This is a genomic window from Thermaurantimonas sp., assembly GCF_046299575.1.
GTDB lineage: Bacteria > Bacteroidota > Bacteroidia > Flavobacteriales > Schleiferiaceae > Thermaurantimonas.
The window spans coordinates 14,047-29,298 of sequence record NZ_JBKBHX010000003.1 but is presented as its reverse complement, the minus strand read 5'-3'; the positions used below and the strand labels follow the sequence as shown (position 1 = coordinate 29,298).

The following is a 15,252-nucleotide window of genomic DNA, read 5'->3' as shown; positions in this document are numbered from 1 at the left end:
ATCTACTAAAAACCAGATTTTATGTAGTTCCAGCCTTCGCGCTGTTTGCGTACAATGTGCACTATACCAGCTTTTACAAATCCAGCCTCATCGAGAATATCTTCTTTTGACACGTTGCGCTCAGACATTGAGAATTCGCAGGCTTTAAATGCTATACCTTTATTGGCAAATTCAGTCACTTTGGCTTTTTGTGTTGATTTGGACTTTTGTAGTAGGGTCAATCCCGGTCCATGGCATACTACTTCAATTTGAACTCCTGGCTCTACACTTGTGATGTTAGAGAGCTGTTTCATCAAGGCTTTGTGAGCCAGTGTATCATCAGTAGTTAGTTGAAAAATGATTTTCAGTGGTTCTTCGGCTTTCTTGTTCTTTTTCTGAGCAAAAGCGGGATTTACTAAAAACGAAAGAAGAACAAACGGGTACAAAAACTTTTTCATTTTTCAAATATTTTTCCAAATGTCATGTAAAGATTACTGTTTTTTCTGTGATATAGCTTCCAAATCTTTGTAAAAAGTGATGATGGGTTGCCAGGGTCCGTATTTGTGCTGTTGCTCGCTAAAGGTATCTGCGTATGGGCCAAAGGGATGATCCACAGGCTTTTTGCTGATGTCTGGCCAGTCTTTCGGCACTTTTTTATGCGGGCGCGGCTGTGAATTCACAAAAGCCGCTACATCCCATGCTTCTTCGTCGGTCAGCATTGGCATGGTATGGCTTGCTCCGAGAGGCATGTTGAATTTCACGTATTTAGCAAAATTGGTAATGCGGTATAAGCCAGCTGCATCGTTGTAGGAATTTTTGCCCCAAAGAGGTGGATAGAGATATTCTACTCCATCAGGATGCTTTAAACCTTGTCCATCAGCCTGATGGCAGCTCTGGCATTTCTGTTCGTACACGATTTTACCGCGGGCGGGGTCAGCAGGTCTGTCGAGCATTGCAAACTCTTTTAAACCAGAACCGGGAGCTTTTTCACCCTTTTTTACGTTGGTTCCTAAAAATTCGATGTAAGCTTTTATGGCCTGCATTTCGCGACTAGTAGTATCAGGTGCTTTTCCGTTTAAACTTCTTTCAAAACAATCGGATACGCGCTTGTATATGTCTTCCATGCCACCGCTTCGGGCTCTGAATTTTGGATAGGTTGAAGCCACGGATCCGTAATTATTTCCCCAAGGCTTAGTGCCGGCCTCAAGATGGCAATTTTGACAATTCATCCCGTTGGTAATTTTTGCCACTGATCCGTTAGGTCCGAGGTATTTGGCTGTATGTGCGATTAAATCTTTTCCGTATAAAACAAGTTCGCGTTGTGCTTCATCTGAAATTTTTTCAGGATCAGGTGCCTGCCACAGCTCTTCAACTGTGGCAGTCTGAACCTGTTGTTCTGTAGCGGTAACCTCGGATGTGGTCGAAGCATCTCCCTTTGAATTTTCGACCCAAACCACGATCAAGGCTACTACGGTGACAAGCACCATTAGCCAAACAATTACTCTTGTTGTGCTCATGGTTATAAGTAATTATTAATGAGGAAGTTTGTCTTGAAAAAATCCATATAAATAGGTGCCAACTACGGCAAAGGCAAAAACAATGATAAAAGGTAAATAACCGTAACCGATATTTACTACCATTGGTCCCGGACAGGCACCGCTTAGAGCCCATCCAAGTCCAAAAATGGTACCTCCAAAGATGTAGCGCTTGTAGGTTTTATCTTTCGGAAAGAAGGTAATAGGATTACCTTCGATATCGCGGATTTTGAACCTTTTAATGATCCAAACGCCTGTCGCTCCTAATGTAACGGCAGTACCAATGATACCATACATGTGAAAGGCGTCGAAATGAAACATTTCAAAAATTCTGTACCAGGATATGGCCTCCGACTTGGCCATGATGATACCAAAGAAAACTCCAGCAAGTAAAAATTTTAGGTATTTCATAGCGAGGTAGTAAGTTTTTTAAAATTTTTAAAACAACATGGGTAAAATGATATGCGTCATTAAAAGGCCGCCGATAAAGAAGCCAATTACGGCCACCAGTGAGGGAAGTTGCAAGTTGCTCAAGCCAGAAATTGCATGGCCTGAGGTACAACCACCAGCGTAGCGCGAGCCAAATCCTACCATGAAACCACCGAGGGCAAGAATTAGGAATCCCTTGATTGTTAGTACATTGCTCCAGTCCATTAGCTCAGAGGGCTGCATGCCTGTAGGAGCCTGAAAGTTCATTTCGGCCAGCCGTTCGATAGTTTTTGGTGAAATATCTACAGGCTGCTCCTGATAGCTTAAAAAGTTTTTTGCCACAAAGCCACCAATGATTGATCCGGTGAGGAACATCAAATTCCAGGCTTGAGATTTCCAGTCGAAGTCAAAAAATTTAACTCGTTTTCCGGCGCCTGCAATAGCACAAATTGTCCTTAAGTTTGATGAAAATCCAAATTGTTTACCGAAAAATAAGAGGGCAAACATTGTGGCCGCTATTAATGCACCTGAAAACCACCACGGCCATGGATTCATTATAAAGTCTATAAAGCTATTTTTCATAGAGTCTGAAGGTTATTAAAGGTTTATACATGTGATTTACTAATTTTTCAGCAATGCTAGAGTAGAAAAGGCTGCCTTTTCCGTGGGTACCAATACAGATGATATCCATGGAATTCATTTGGTCGAAGTGAAATACACCCTGTTCTACATCTTTGTCTTTCAGTACATTGACGGAATAATTTTCTAGCTGATTCTCTTTGGCGAAGCTTTCCATTTTTGCTTTTATACTCTCTACATCCTGAGCTTTGGTATGCGATGTAAGGATGTGGAGCATGTGAATTTTGCACTGAAAAGCTTCTCTGATGCGCTTCATCAGACTTATGTCGAAGTCTTCATCGGCCAGAAAATCGTGAACAAACAGAATGTTTTTGATTTCCAGTTGACTGCGATTGCAGCTCAAAGAGAGCACGGGTACTTTTGATTTGCGTACTACCAACTGTGTTTCAGTACCGCCTATTTTATCTCGCAGTCCTTCTACGCCCTTGGTACCCATTGCTATCAGGTCAAAGTTGTTTTTTTCAGCGAAAGAGATGATGCCCTCCGTGATTTTGCCGGAGCGGATATGAGTGTGCACATAGCCGCCGATCCGCTTTTTGAATTCTTCAAATTTTTGAACGGCCAGGTCGTATTGTTTTTGTACAAAGGCAGGTGCTATGTCGCCACATGTTGTAATTTTTCCACTATCATCAATGGTAACTGTTTCCGGTGTATTGAGTACGTGAATGAAATGAATTTCCACCGGAAGTTTTTCTTCCAACTTTTTAACCAGAATATAGGCATATTCTGATTGAATGGAAAAGTCGGATGGAATTAGAATTTTTATTGGCTTCATTGTATTGAAATATTTAGTTTAATAATTCGATTTAATGTTTAATTTTAATAATTGACATATAATTTTCTCTAATTCGCTAAGATATTACTTTTATTAAAAAAAGTTAACAATTTTATTAATTTTAAAGGGCAAATTAGCTTTATTAATTCATAATCTTTTCAAATGTAAACTTATGCAAAAAATAGCCGGCATTTAGCCGGCTTTTTATCTATAAACATCCTTTGAAAAGAACTTTTTTACAGTTTATTTCTGGCCTTTTACCTTTCGATCAACATCGAGCCAAGTTCCGCCGTTTATCACGTTTGTGATCCCGTTTTGTTTTAGTATTTGCTCGGCTCGTGCACTTCTGGCGCCACTTCTGCAGAAAACTACAATCGGCTTATCTGTTTTAAATTCATTGATACGCGATTGTATTTCCTGCAGTGGAATGTTAATGGCGCCTTTAGCTGTGCCTTCAGCAAATTCCTGAGGTGTGCGTACATCAACAAGAAGTGCTTTGCGATAATCTATTTCACCCTGCTGCATTTGACCAATTGCAGTTACTACTGCAAACAAAGTGAATATGGATGCGAAAATGATTTTTTTCATCGCAATCAATATTGATTTCTCAAAACATCTTGCCATGTACCGGCATTATACACATTTTTAATACCGTAGCTGGTGAGCATTTGCTTAGCCATTTCGCTTCGGTTTCCAGAGCGGCAGAATACCACGATATTCTCTCTGTTTTGAAATTCAGACAGGTGGTATGGAATCTGATCAACAGGAATGTTGATCGCATTGCGAGCAGAACCTTCCATAAATTCATTTGGACTTCGTACATCTACCAAAAGGGTGCCTTCCTGGTTGATGATTTCTTTGAGATTTATTGTCTCTGTCATATTTGTAGGAATTTATTTTATTGTTTCTTTTAAAATGATGTAGATGCCCATGACGAGCACAAACCAGCCAAAGGCAGGTTTAAGTTTTTTTCCGTCGATCTTTTTTGAAAGTGCACTGCCAATGAGAATTCCAACGATAGCCATACCCGATACCATCAGTATCAGTGGCCAATTCATTGGTGTTTCACTACTTTCTCCGAAGAAGCCAATGAGCGATTTAGCTGCGATTATTACCAGTGAAGTACCTACGGCTTCTTTCATTGGTAACTTACTGAGTACTACAAGCGCTGGTATAATGAGGAATCCACCACCTGCACCCACCATACCTGTAAGAATGCCTACTACTGTGCCTTCGAGGAGTATGAGCGGATAATTGAAATCTTGTTTTCCGGTTTCATCATTACCTAGTTTACCAGGATTGTCTTTTTTGATCATGCTGTAGGATGCAGCAATCATTAAAACTGCAAAGAGCAGCATTAGAAGAAGACTTTTGGTCACAACAAAATCGCCTATGGCAAACACCTCCTTCGGTATAGCTGGCACTATGTAGGCCCTGGTTGCGAATACAGCTACGATGGATGGGATACCAAATACTATAGCTGTACGAACATTTACAAGTTGATTTTTGAAATAGGTGTACGAACCGATAGCACTAGTCAGACCTACAATGAAAAGTGAATATGCGGTAGCTGCCACCGGCTCTACTTGAAGCAGATATACTAAAACCGGAACTGTGAGAATACTTCCACCACCGCCGATGAGGCCGAGAGAAACTCCAATCAGTATTGATGCTATATAGCCTAAGATTTCCATTGTGGTTGTTTGTAGGAAAGAAGAGGTAAGGCCCATAGGCCTTACCCAACATTAGATTATTCAAAAACTAACTCTTCGCCGGCAGCAGCCCATTCGTTGATGCCCGGAGAGTAGTTTACGATGTTGTTAAATCCATATTTGGTGAGCAGTGAGTAGCCGATTGACGCTCTGTCACCTCCTTGGCAATGGATAATAACCTTTTTATCTTTTTTGATTTTTTCGAGATTATTGGGAAGAGTTCCTACAAATACATGGTCAGCACCTTTGATGTGGCCTGATTTGTATTCGCTGGCACCACGCAGGTCAACAACTTGAATGTTATTAGAAGAGAGCAGTTTCTTTAATTCTTCTTTGTCTACAAACTCAACGGTTGCCAGTTTGCCTCCATTTTTTGTGAAGGGTTCTGTAGAATCGATGTATCCTTTTACATTGTCGAGGCCGATTCGCATCAGCTTGCGAGCGATATCTTCGAGTTGATCTTCAGCAGCCAGCAGCATGAAAGGCTTGTCATAGTCAAGATACCAACCTGCCCAGGTAGCCAGAGAGTTATTGTTTTGAATGTTAATGCTACCAGGTATGAAGCCTTTGGCAAAATCAACCTTATTGCGGGTATCAATCAAAGGAGTTCCCTGATTGAAAGCCTCCATAAATTCACTGTCGCTCAGCTTTTTAAATTTTGGAACTTCGGTTACCAGGGCTCTTTCTACTTTGTTGAGCTTTTTCATCATTGCGAAATAGCGGGGAGGCTCGGGTTGATCGGCCAACAGATAGCTTATAAACCCTTCTTTATCGTTCATGTAGCGGAATGCCCAGTTGCGCATTTTCTCATAACCTACAGTTGAGCTGGGTACTGCACCGAGGGCTTTACCACAGGCTGAACCTGCACCATGGCCGGGCCATACTTGTACAAAGTCTGGAAGAGCTGCAAACTTTTTAAGTGATTCAAACATTTGTTCAGCTCCGGCACGTTGTGTACCAGTTTGTCCGGCGGCTTTTTCGAGCAGGTCAGGTCTTCCGATATCACCTACGAATACGAAGTCACCGGTAAAAATCATTACAGGCTCAGGGCTAGCAGGAGTATCGGTTAGTAAGAAGCTGATGTGCTCAGGTGTATGACCTGGAGTATGCATCACTTTGATTTTCAGATTGCCTACCATTACCTCATCTCCATCTTTGAGCCCGATGTGAGGAAACTGATATTGCCAGTCGGCTCCACCTTCGTCGCTCAGGTAGATCTGAGCTCCGGTTAGGTGTGCTAATTCACGGCTTCCGGAAAGGAAATCGGCGTGAATATGTGTTTCGAAGATGTGGGTAATCTTTAACTTGTTGGCTTTTGCAATTTCAAGATATACGTCTACATCTCTGCGAGGATCAATTACTGCAGCTACGCCTGCTGCCTGACATCCGATTACATAGCTGGCTTGTGCTAAAGTTTTATCATAAACGTGCTGGAAAAACATACTTCTTATTGTTTTAAAATTTCTATTGCAAATGTCAGGCTGATTTATGTCATGTTTTTGGTACTTATGTTACAAATAGAAAAAACCACTTGCACTTTTGGCAAGTGGTTTTATTAAATCTCAATAAATCACATAATTATAACTCGGAAGTTGGGCAAACGTAATCTGTTACGCGAAACTTTCCAGTTTCTTTCATTGCCTTAAAACCACCGATTACATTCACTAGTTTGTCGTAGCCCCTACTCTTTAATATGGAAATAAACGCCATAGAGCGATAGCCACCTGCGCAGTGAATGTAGTATTTCTTTTCAGGGTTGAGCAGCTTCATGCTGTCGTTGATATAGTCGAGCGGAGCTACCATAGCTTCTACTACGTGCTCGCTGTTGTATTCGCTGTTTTTGCGCACATCTACTATATTGATGTCTTCTTTTGCGTATAGTTCAGCGAGTTCTTCAGCGGTAACTTGTTCAACTGTGTCAATTTCAAATCCCGCGTTCTTCCAGGCTTCAATACCGCCTTTTAGATAGCCAACTACATTGTCAAAACCAACGCGAGCCAGGCGAGTGATAGCCTCATCTTCATGGCCTTCGTCACAAACGAGCAACAAAGGTGTAGTTACATCAGGAATGAGTGTGCCCACCCAGATGGCAAAGCTGCCATCGAGACCAATATTAATTGAGTTTGGGATATGTCCTTTAGCAAAATCATTGGCATTGCGAGTATCCAATATTACCGGACGAGTTTCAGTAGCTACGATTTCAAATTCTTTTGGTTTGAGAGCTCTCTTGGCCTTTTCAAACACATTGTCAATAGACTCGTAGCCCTTGACGTTCATGATCACGTTTGCAGGGAAGTAACCCGGCGGAGGTGTAAGTCCGTCGAGCAGCTTCGCGATGAATTGTTCGCGTGTCAGGGAGGGATCGAGAGCATAGTTTGTCTTTTTTTGATTGCCTAGTGTATCAGAAGTTTCTTTGCTCATCTTCTTACCACAGGGGCTGCCGGCTCCATGTGCCGGATATACGATCAGATGATCAGGGAGTGGCAGAATCTTGTTGTGAATGGAATCATACAGGTGCGAAGCCAGCTTCTCTGGAGTGAGGTCTTCAACTACCTTTTGTGCCAGGTCAGGACGACCTACATCACCTATAAATAGAGTATCGCCGGTGAAGAGAGCTGTCTCTTTGCCATTTTCGTCGATGAGCAAGTAGCAGCTGCTCTCCATAGTGTGGCCGGGAGTGTGGATCAAGCGAATCTTAACTTTACCGAGTTGGAACTCTTCACCATCTTTAGCAATGTAAGCATCGTATCCTGGTTCGATCAAAACCGGACCGAGAACGATCTTTGCACCGGTTTTTTTGCTTAAATCTAAGTGCCCTGATACGAAATCGGCGTGATAGTGGGTCTCAAATACATATTTAATTCGTGCTCCCGACTTTGCAGCTCTCTCGATGTAGGGGTGTATTTCTCTAAGTGGGTCAATTACAGCTGCTTCTCCTTCGCTTTCGATGTAATATGCCCCTTGAGCGAGGCATCCGGTATAAATCTGTTCTACTACCATAGTCGTACCATTTTTAATTGTTAAATTTTCGTAAACAAAATTCGGGTTCTTTAAAAGACTTGGGCAGTAGTAATTATCACATTAAATGCTAACTTTTATCAGTATCGAAAGTGACAGATGAGAAGTTTTAGAAAATTATTTGTTTTCGTCAACATTTCAACTTTTGAGAGGTTACTTTGAATGAATTTAAATTGTTTAACCTTTAAAAGTTTAAATTTAAACACCATTACTTTTGTCGGATTAATGTGTGTAGTTTATTAAATGACCAATCGATATTCCATAAAAGATCTAGAACAATTATCTGGAATTAAAGCTCATACAATTCGGATTTGGGAGCAACGTTACAAGCTGATTACTCCTAAAAGGACAGAAACAAATATTCGCTATTACCTAGATAGCGATTTGAAAAAGCTTCTTAATATCAGTGTTTTAGTAAAAAAAGGTATTAAGATTAGCAAAATCTCACAACTCAGCAACGAAGAAATCCAAGCATTAGTACTTGAATATTCCCGCTACAGAGGAGAATACGAAGCTCAAATCAATGGACTAAAAATGGCCATGATTGACTTCGATGTAGAGTACTTTGATAAACTATTAGGTCAATGCTTTTTCACCTTTGGCCCTGACGTCACTTTCAATCAAATTTTAGGCAAATTCATAGCCGAAATAGGCATATTGTGGCAGACAAACTCAATTTCCATTGCTCACGAACACTTTATTTCAAACCTGATTAAGCAAAAACTCTTCGCGGCCATCGACCAAATGATCGTTACGCCGAAGCCCAATACTGAGCCTGTAGTATTGTATTTACCTGATAACGAGCTCCATGAACTAAGTTTGCTCTACATTTATTACAATCTAAAGAAAAAAGGCTATCGAGTACTTTACCTAGGACAATCTGTACCGGCTGAGAACTTAAAAGAACTTTTTGACAAAACAGGCAGGCGCCTTTTTATTTCAATATTTACTTCCAATCCTTTTTCAGAAGAAGTAGAAGACTACATTAAAAAGCTGGATGAATTGTTTGGTGAGAACGATTGTTGGTTCCATTTTACTGGGTATCAATTACAAAATTCATCTGATTTACAGATAAATAAAGAGCGTTTTCACATCCATCCGACGGTAGAGTCGATCTGCGATTCTTTCTAAAAGTCATCGAATTCAAGTTTTATCTGAGGCTTTCAGAAATTTTTTTTTAAAAAGAGCCTTCAGCCTGCTACGCTATCCAAAAAATTATTATAATTGTACATACATATAAATAATTATTACACTAATTATCAAATAAATACAATATTTGTTTAATTAATGGTGAAAAAAATTAAACAAAAGTCTTGTTTAAATGGATTCCTTGTTTAACTTTGTTGCATAAAAACATAAACAAATATGCTATGTCAACTCTTGAGTTTACTAACCTGATATCATCACATCGTTCATTCCTGCATCAGCTGGCCATGAAGCTCACCAAGGACATCGATGATGCCAAAGACTTAATTCAGGAAACTTTTTTTAAAGCAATTAAAAACAAGGATAAATATGAGGAGGGCACCAACATCAAGGGTTGGCTCTACACAATTATGAAAAATACCTTTATAAACCAGTACCGCAAAAAGAAATTTCAAAATACCTTTATAGACGAAACAGACAACAAATTCTTTATAAGCCAATCACCAAGAGATAAAGAGGTATATTCTGATAAGAATTTAGATATGGAGTATCTGATGAAGCGCATTGAAGACATCGACCGAGTTTATTTAGAAACGTTTATGATGTATTATAACGGATATAAGTACGAGGAGATCGCTGAAATTATGAATATACCTCTCGGAACTGTTAAGAGCAGAATATTCTTGGCCAGAAAGAAAATGATGGAGCGCTTAAAAGATTACCGGTAAAAACGTTTCATCGCTTCGCACTATATGAAAGACAAAGCAGTTGTAATAGGAAGTGGTTTTGCAGGACTTTCGGCAGCCATCTCTTTGGCGCACAAAGGGTATGAAGTTACTCTTTTGGAAAAAAACAACATGCCCGGGGGCAGAGCCCGGCAATGGCAGAAAGATGGATTCATCTTTGATTTAGGGCCATCTTGGTATTGGATGCCCGACGTTTTTGAAGCTTTTTTTTCAAAATTTGGCAAGAAAGTCTCAGATTATTACGAATTATATCGATTAGATCCAGCTTATAAAGTCTTTTTTAAAGACGATGAAGTGGAAGTGCCTGCTGATCTTACTAAGCTTAAAAATTGGATGGAGCATCGTGAGCCCGGGAGCGCGGCCAAACTCGACAAATTTCTCAAAGAAGCAGCCTATAAGTATGAGGTAGGAATTAATGACTTAGTGTACAGACCTGGTCGTAGCATTTTTGAATTTGCAGACTGGCGAGTCTTAACAGGTCTGTTAAAAATGGACCTTCTTACTAACATAAGCAAGCACATTCGAAGCTATTTCAACGATCCATACATTATACAGCTCCTCGAATTTCCAGTTCTTTTTCTGGGGGAAAGGGCATGGAAAACTCCCGCTCTTTACTCACTGATGAACTACGCTGATTTAGTACTTGGCACCTGGTATCCAAAAGGGGGGATGTATTCGGTGGTAAAGGCGCTCGTTTCGCTGGCTGAAGAAAAGGGTGTCACAATACTTTACAATCAAGAGGTTAAATCATTTGAAATTTCCAATAACCAAATTAAAGCTGTACTGACGGAAAATAATAGATATGATGCAGATGTGGTGGTGGCCGGTGCCGATTATCACCATGTAGATCAACAGCTCTTGCCCGAAAAATATCGCAACTATTCAGAAAGATATTGGCAAACCCGCAAGATGGCACCGAGCAGCTTGTTGTTTTACTTAGGAGTGAACAAGCGCATCGAAGGATTGCCTCACCATACATTGTTTTTCGACAGAGATTTTGCCCTGCACGCAGAAGAAATTTACGGCAAGCCCCAATGGCCGACAGAGCCCTTGTTTTACATTTCAGTAACTTCAAAAACTGAAAAAACTGCACCCGAAGGTTGTGAAAATCTCACGATTTTAATTCCGCTCGCGCCTGGTTTGGAAGACAGTGAACAAATGCGTGAGAAGTACTATCACGTGGTTATGGATCGACTGGAAAAACGCATTGGCCAGGAGATACGACCATATGTAGTGGTGAAGCGTTCATATGCTATGAACGACTTTATCAACGATTATAACGCATTTAAAGGCAATGCGTACGGGCTGGCAAATACACTGCTGCAAACGGCTATTTTAAAACCCTCGTTAAAAAACAAAAAGTTGCACAATCTGTACTACACCGGGCAATTGACAGTGCCAGGGCCGGGTGTTCCTCCCTCACTCATATCCGGATGGGTGGTGGCTAATGAAGTGGTGAAGGATATGAATTTTTCTTATGTTTAACAACCCTACTTAAATACCACCCTGCTATGAAAGACCTATTTGATAAAATTGCCTTCAAGACCAGTAAAATGGTCACGCGAAAGTACTCTACTTCCTTCTCGTTGGGCATTTATTTTCTAGACAAAAAATTTCACGACGCCATCTATGCAATTTATGGCTTTGTGCGATTTGCAGATGAGATTGTCGATACCTTTCACGACTACGACAAAGAGTCGCTGCTCATGCGTTTTAAAGAAGATACCTATCGTGCCATACATGAGGGTATAAGTCTAAATCCGGTGCTTCACAGCTTTCAAAAGGTTGTGAATAAATACAACATCGATCTCGATTTGATCGAAACGTTTCTCCAAAGTATGGAGATGGACCTCTACAAGCACACGTACACCAAAAAACAATATGAGCGCTACATATTGGGATCGGCCGAAGTAGTTGGGCTGATGTGCTTGAAAGTTTTTGTAGAGGGCGATCAAAAAGCATATGAAGAACTGAAGTATTACGCTATGAAGCTCGGCAGTGCTTTTCAGAAAATCAACTTCTTGCGCGATTTAAATGCTGACTACTTTCAGCTTGGCAGAGTGTATTTTCCGGGCGTAGATATGCGCCAGTTTGACTACGAAACCAAGCAAGCCATTGAAAAAGACATCGAAATTGATTTTGCCCTTGGCTTTGAAGGCATTAGAAGGCTGCCCAAGTCGAGCAGACTGGGAGTTTATGTCGCTTACGTGTACTATTACCAGCTGTTTCAAAGAATTAAAAACTTGCCTCCCGCTGAAATTCTCAACAAAAGAATTCGCATACCGAACAACAAAAAAATCCGTTTACTCTTTAAATCATATATAAAACACGCTCTTAATCTCTTGTAAATCATGACTGAACACGTTATCCTGGTCGATGCTCACGACCGTGAGCTAGGACTGATGGAGAAGATGGAAGCACATCAGAAAGGCCTGCTACATCGAGCTTTCAGTGTCTTTGTGCTCAACGATAAAAAAGAATTGCTGCTACAACGCAGAGCATTAGACAAATATCACAGCGGAGGACTGTGGACCAATACGTGTTGCAGCCATCCGCGAAAAGATGAAGATGTTGAGGCTGCTGCCCACCGTCGTCTGCAAGAAGAAATGGGATTTGATTGTACTCTGGAAAAGGTATTAGACTTCGTCTACAGAGCAGATTTCTCCGATGGGCTAACCGAGCATGAATTCGATCATGTTTTTGTGGGGTATTTTAACGGAAACCCGGAAATAAATACCAAAGAGGTAGCAGAATACAAATGGATGCCACTCGATGAGGTAAAACGCGATTTACAGGAAAATCCAGATAACTACACCGAGTGGTTCAAAATCATCTTCGACCGTTTTTATTCCCACGTAAAAGATTGACATGAAGCTGGTTACAGTATCAAGGCATGCGCACTTCAATGCTGCGCACAGGCTTCACAACCCCGCATGGAACAGTGAACAAAACGAGAAAGTATTCGGACTCTGCAACAATGAGTACTTTCACGGACACAACTATGAGCTCATCGTTAGTGTAACTGGTCCGGTTGATCCGGATACTGGTTATGTGATGGATATGAAAGAATTAACCGAATTGATAAAAAAACACGTAGAAGCCCGGTTAGACCACAAAAATCTCAATTTACAAGTCGAAGAGTTTAAGAATCTGATTCCTTCGGCTGAGAATATAGCAATTGTCATTTACGACTGGTTGCGCCCACATATTTCACCCAACTTAAAACTCAAAATCACCCTTTATGAAACGCCAAGAAATTATGTTGAGTACTCAGGAGAAGAAGCGTAATGGCGTACCCCATCTGAATGGAAATACAGCTCACGCTCTACATATACACACAGATGATGCTTGCTGCGACGATCACGTGTGTACTGGCAAGGAAACGCCCCTACGGCCTGATGCATTTGACCTTACAGACGATGAAAAAATCGATTTGATAGCCGAAAAATTTGCTGAGATTCTCCACATACTTGGTCTTGATTTGCAAGACGACAGTTTGAAAGATACACCTCGAAGGGTGGCGAAAATGTATGTGAAGGAGGTTTTTTCCGGTTTGCATCCTGCGCGTAAACCCTCAGTGCAGCTTTTCGACAATCCCTATCAGTACAATCAGATGCTGGTGGAAAAAAATATCACTGTCCATTCGTATTGTGAACACCACCTGGTACCAATCATTGGGGTAGCTCACGTCGCCTACATCAGCAGTGGCAAGGTAATTGGCCTAAGTAAGATCAATAGAATAGTTCGCTATTTTGCCAAAAGACCTCAGGTGCAAGAGCGACTTACGGAGCAAATCGCTGAGGAGCTAAAAAAGGTTTTGCAGACCGAAGATGTGGCTGTATATATCGATGCAGAGCACTTCTGCGTAAAGACACGCGGGGTAGAGGATACGCAAAGCACTACAGTGACTACTCACTACAGCGGCAAGTTTCTTAAAGATAGTCTGGTGCGACAGGAATTTCTATCAATCATCGCAAAAAAATGAAAAACATATTAGTTGTAGGAGCCTCATCAGGTATTGGAAAGTTTGTGGCAGAATCGCTGTTGAAAAGTGGTAACAACGTATATGCTGCACAGCGAAAAAGTGCAGATTTACCCGGTGTGAAAAACATAATCTGCGATGTCACAAGTCAGACATCTATTTCACAACTTCCAGAGGTTTTAGACGGGCTCGTGTATTGCCCTGGTACCATCAATTTGAAACCTTTTAATCGTATAATGGATGCTGAGCTGAGAGAAGAGTTTGAAATCAACTTTTTTGGGGCATTTCGAATACTTCAGGCGTGTCTTCCTGCTTTAAAGAAGAGCGCCAATGCATCCGTTGTGCTTTTTAGTACTGTGGCTGTGCAAATAGGTATGCCTTTTCATGCCGGTATAGCATCAGCTAAAGGTGCTATTGAAGGCCTTACAAGGAGTTTAGCGGCTGAGCTTGCTCCTACTATTCGCGTAAATGCTATTGCCCCTAGTTTGACGGATACTCCACTAGCCTCTAAATTGCTAAATACTGAAGCCAAGCAAGATTCAGCCCGACAACGGCATCCATTAAAGCGTTTCGGCACTCCTGAAGATGTAGGAAATGCGGTGATTTGGCTGCTCTCTGATTTAAGTTCGTGGATGACTGGTCAAATATTGCATATTGACGGTGGTATGAGTTCGCTGAAAATATGAAAACTCTATTTGATTATTTAGAAGACAAAGACAAATACTTCAGAATCAACTTTTTTAACACACTCTCAGGCGTAAGATCGGTTTGGATGGTCGGTACGCAGAGAAATGATGGAGTGAAAAACCTGGGCCTGTTTAACTCTTTAGTCCATATCGGAGCCTCTCCACCATTATTAGGTGTGATTTTCAGGCCACATACCGTGCCACGCCATACACTTGAAAATATCTATGAATATGGGTTTTATACACTTAACTCCGTTACTTCAGAGCTGATGTATAATGCCCATCGCACAGCCGAGAAATTCGAAGCGTGCGAAGATGAATTCGATATCTTGGGTTTTACGGCTTGGTATTTCGGCTGTAACCCAAACGTGCCGGCAGTAGCCGAAAGTCCATTGAGATTATTGCTTCGCTTTGTTGAAAAGCACCTTATTGCTGCAAATCAAACGCAATTAGTGGTAGGTGAAGTCATCGATGTGCATATAAAAGACGATGCTGCCGTGTGCAATAACGGCAGCATCGATCATCAAAGATTGGGACATGTGGCTGTGAGCGGATTAAACGACTATTATACCTTTTCGCATTTGGTCAGCATGAGTCAATAGTAA

Annotated in this window: 19 protein-coding genes; 9 read left to right on the top strand and 10 right to left on the bottom strand. The window is 41.1% G+C overall.

Annotation, left to right across the window (positions count from 1 at the left end):
• Positions 1–5: 5 nt before the first annotated feature.
• The 10 genes from ACK4EX_RS05165 to ACK4EX_RS05120 all read right to left on the bottom strand — a co-directional run bounded on the left by ACK4EX_RS05165 (position 6) and on the right by ACK4EX_RS05120 (position 8,069).
• A complete protein-coding gene (locus ACK4EX_RS05165; RefSeq protein WP_277028469.1) occupies positions 6–437 on the bottom strand; it encodes a DsrE family protein in 432 nt (143 codons plus the stop codon).
• A gap of 33 nt (positions 438–470) precedes the next feature.
• The gene (locus tag ACK4EX_RS05160; RefSeq protein ID WP_277028468.1) at positions 471–1,496 is read right to left on the bottom strand and encodes a c-type cytochrome; all 1,026 of its coding nucleotides are present in this window, start codon (positions 1,494–1,496) and stop codon (positions 471–473) included.
• A 15-nt stretch (positions 1,497–1,511) separates the two neighbouring features.
• Complete coding sequence (locus ACK4EX_RS05155) at positions 1,512–1,925, bottom strand: DUF6691 family protein (RefSeq protein ID WP_277028466.1); 414 nt, start codon at positions 1,923–1,925, stop codon at positions 1,512–1,514.
• 27 nt (positions 1,926–1,952) lie between these two features.
• Positions 1,953–2,510: a YeeE/YedE family protein gene (locus ACK4EX_RS05150; RefSeq protein ID WP_409770933.1), complete on the bottom strand. Its 558-nt coding sequence runs from the start codon at positions 2,508–2,510 to the stop codon at positions 1,953–1,955.
• A gap of 4 nt (positions 2,511–2,514) precedes the next feature.
• Positions 2,515–3,357: a universal stress protein gene (locus ACK4EX_RS05145; RefSeq protein ID WP_409770432.1), complete on the bottom strand. Its 843-nt coding sequence runs from the start codon at positions 3,355–3,357 to the stop codon at positions 2,515–2,517.
• 243 nt (positions 3,358–3,600) lie between these two features.
• Positions 3,601–3,945: a rhodanese-like domain-containing protein gene (locus ACK4EX_RS05140; protein ID WP_277028460.1), complete on the bottom strand. Its 345-nt coding sequence runs from the start codon at positions 3,943–3,945 to the stop codon at positions 3,601–3,603.
• Positions 3,946–3,950: 5 nt separating this feature from the next.
• Positions 3,951–4,238: a rhodanese-like domain-containing protein gene (locus tag ACK4EX_RS05135; protein WP_277028458.1), complete on the bottom strand. Its 288-nt coding sequence runs from the start codon at positions 4,236–4,238 to the stop codon at positions 3,951–3,953.
• Positions 4,239–4,250: 12 nt separating this feature from the next.
• The gene (locus ACK4EX_RS05130) at positions 4,251–5,051 is read right to left on the bottom strand and encodes a sulfite exporter TauE/SafE family protein (protein WP_277028456.1); all 801 of its coding nucleotides are present in this window, start codon (positions 5,049–5,051) and stop codon (positions 4,251–4,253) included.
• A gap of 56 nt (positions 5,052–5,107) precedes the next feature.
• Positions 5,108–6,511, bottom strand: a complete 1,404-nt coding sequence (locus ACK4EX_RS05125) for an MBL fold metallo-hydrolase (RefSeq protein ID WP_277028455.1) — start codon at positions 6,509–6,511, stop codon at positions 5,108–5,110.
• 136 nt (positions 6,512–6,647) lie between these two features.
• Positions 6,648–8,069: an MBL fold metallo-hydrolase gene (locus ACK4EX_RS05120; RefSeq protein ID WP_409770429.1), complete on the bottom strand. Its 1,422-nt coding sequence runs from the start codon at positions 8,067–8,069 to the stop codon at positions 6,648–6,650.
• A gap of 261 nt (positions 8,070–8,330) precedes the next feature.
• On the opposite strand from ACK4EX_RS05120, the gene ACK4EX_RS05115 reads away from it, so the two are divergent.
• The 9 genes from ACK4EX_RS05115 (at position 8,331) to ACK4EX_RS05075 (ending at position 15,249) form a co-directional block, all read left to right on the top strand.
• Positions 8,331–9,218: a MerR family transcriptional regulator gene (locus ACK4EX_RS05115; RefSeq protein ID WP_409770426.1), complete on the top strand. Its 888-nt coding sequence runs from the start codon at positions 8,331–8,333 to the stop codon at positions 9,216–9,218.
• 239 nt (positions 9,219–9,457) lie between these two features.
• Positions 9,458–9,961 carry an RNA polymerase sigma factor gene (locus tag ACK4EX_RS05110; protein ID WP_124398604.1) on the top strand — a complete coding sequence of 168 codons (504 nt, stop codon included), beginning with the start codon at positions 9,458–9,460 and terminating at the stop codon, positions 9,959–9,961.
• A 24-nt stretch (positions 9,962–9,985) separates the two neighbouring features.
• On the top strand, positions 9,986–11,464 hold the full coding sequence (locus tag ACK4EX_RS05105) for a phytoene desaturase family protein (protein ID WP_409770422.1): 1,479 nt from the start codon (positions 9,986–9,988) through the stop codon (positions 11,462–11,464).
• Positions 11,465–11,490: 26 nt separating this feature from the next.
• The gene (locus ACK4EX_RS05100) at positions 11,491–12,327 is read left to right on the top strand and encodes a phytoene/squalene synthase family protein (RefSeq protein WP_409770420.1); all 837 of its coding nucleotides are present in this window, start codon (positions 11,491–11,493) and stop codon (positions 12,325–12,327) included.
• Positions 12,328–12,846 carry an isopentenyl-diphosphate Delta-isomerase gene (gene idi, locus ACK4EX_RS05095; protein WP_409770930.1) on the top strand — a complete coding sequence of 173 codons (519 nt, stop codon included), beginning with the start codon at positions 12,328–12,330 and terminating at the stop codon, positions 12,844–12,846.
• Between the two features lies 1 nt (position 12,847).
• On the top strand, positions 12,848–13,267 hold the full coding sequence (locus tag ACK4EX_RS05090; RefSeq protein WP_409770418.1) for a 6-pyruvoyl trahydropterin synthase family protein: 420 nt from the start codon (positions 12,848–12,850) through the stop codon (positions 13,265–13,267).
• Positions 13,221–13,964, top strand: coding sequence for a GTP cyclohydrolase I FolE (folE, locus tag ACK4EX_RS05085; protein ID WP_409770417.1), 744 nt, complete (start codon positions 13,221–13,223; stop codon positions 13,962–13,964). Before ACK4EX_RS05090 ends, folE begins: the two co-directional genes overlap by 47 nt.
• A complete protein-coding gene (locus tag ACK4EX_RS05080; RefSeq protein WP_409770415.1) occupies positions 13,961–14,647 on the top strand; it encodes an SDR family NAD(P)-dependent oxidoreductase in 687 nt (228 codons plus the stop codon). Before folE ends, ACK4EX_RS05080 begins: the two co-directional genes overlap by 4 nt.
• A complete protein-coding gene (locus tag ACK4EX_RS05075; protein WP_409770412.1) occupies positions 14,644–15,249 on the top strand; it encodes a flavin reductase family protein in 606 nt (201 codons plus the stop codon). Before ACK4EX_RS05080 ends, ACK4EX_RS05075 begins: the two co-directional genes overlap by 4 nt.
• The last annotated feature ends 3 nt before the right edge of the window (positions 15,250–15,252 follow it).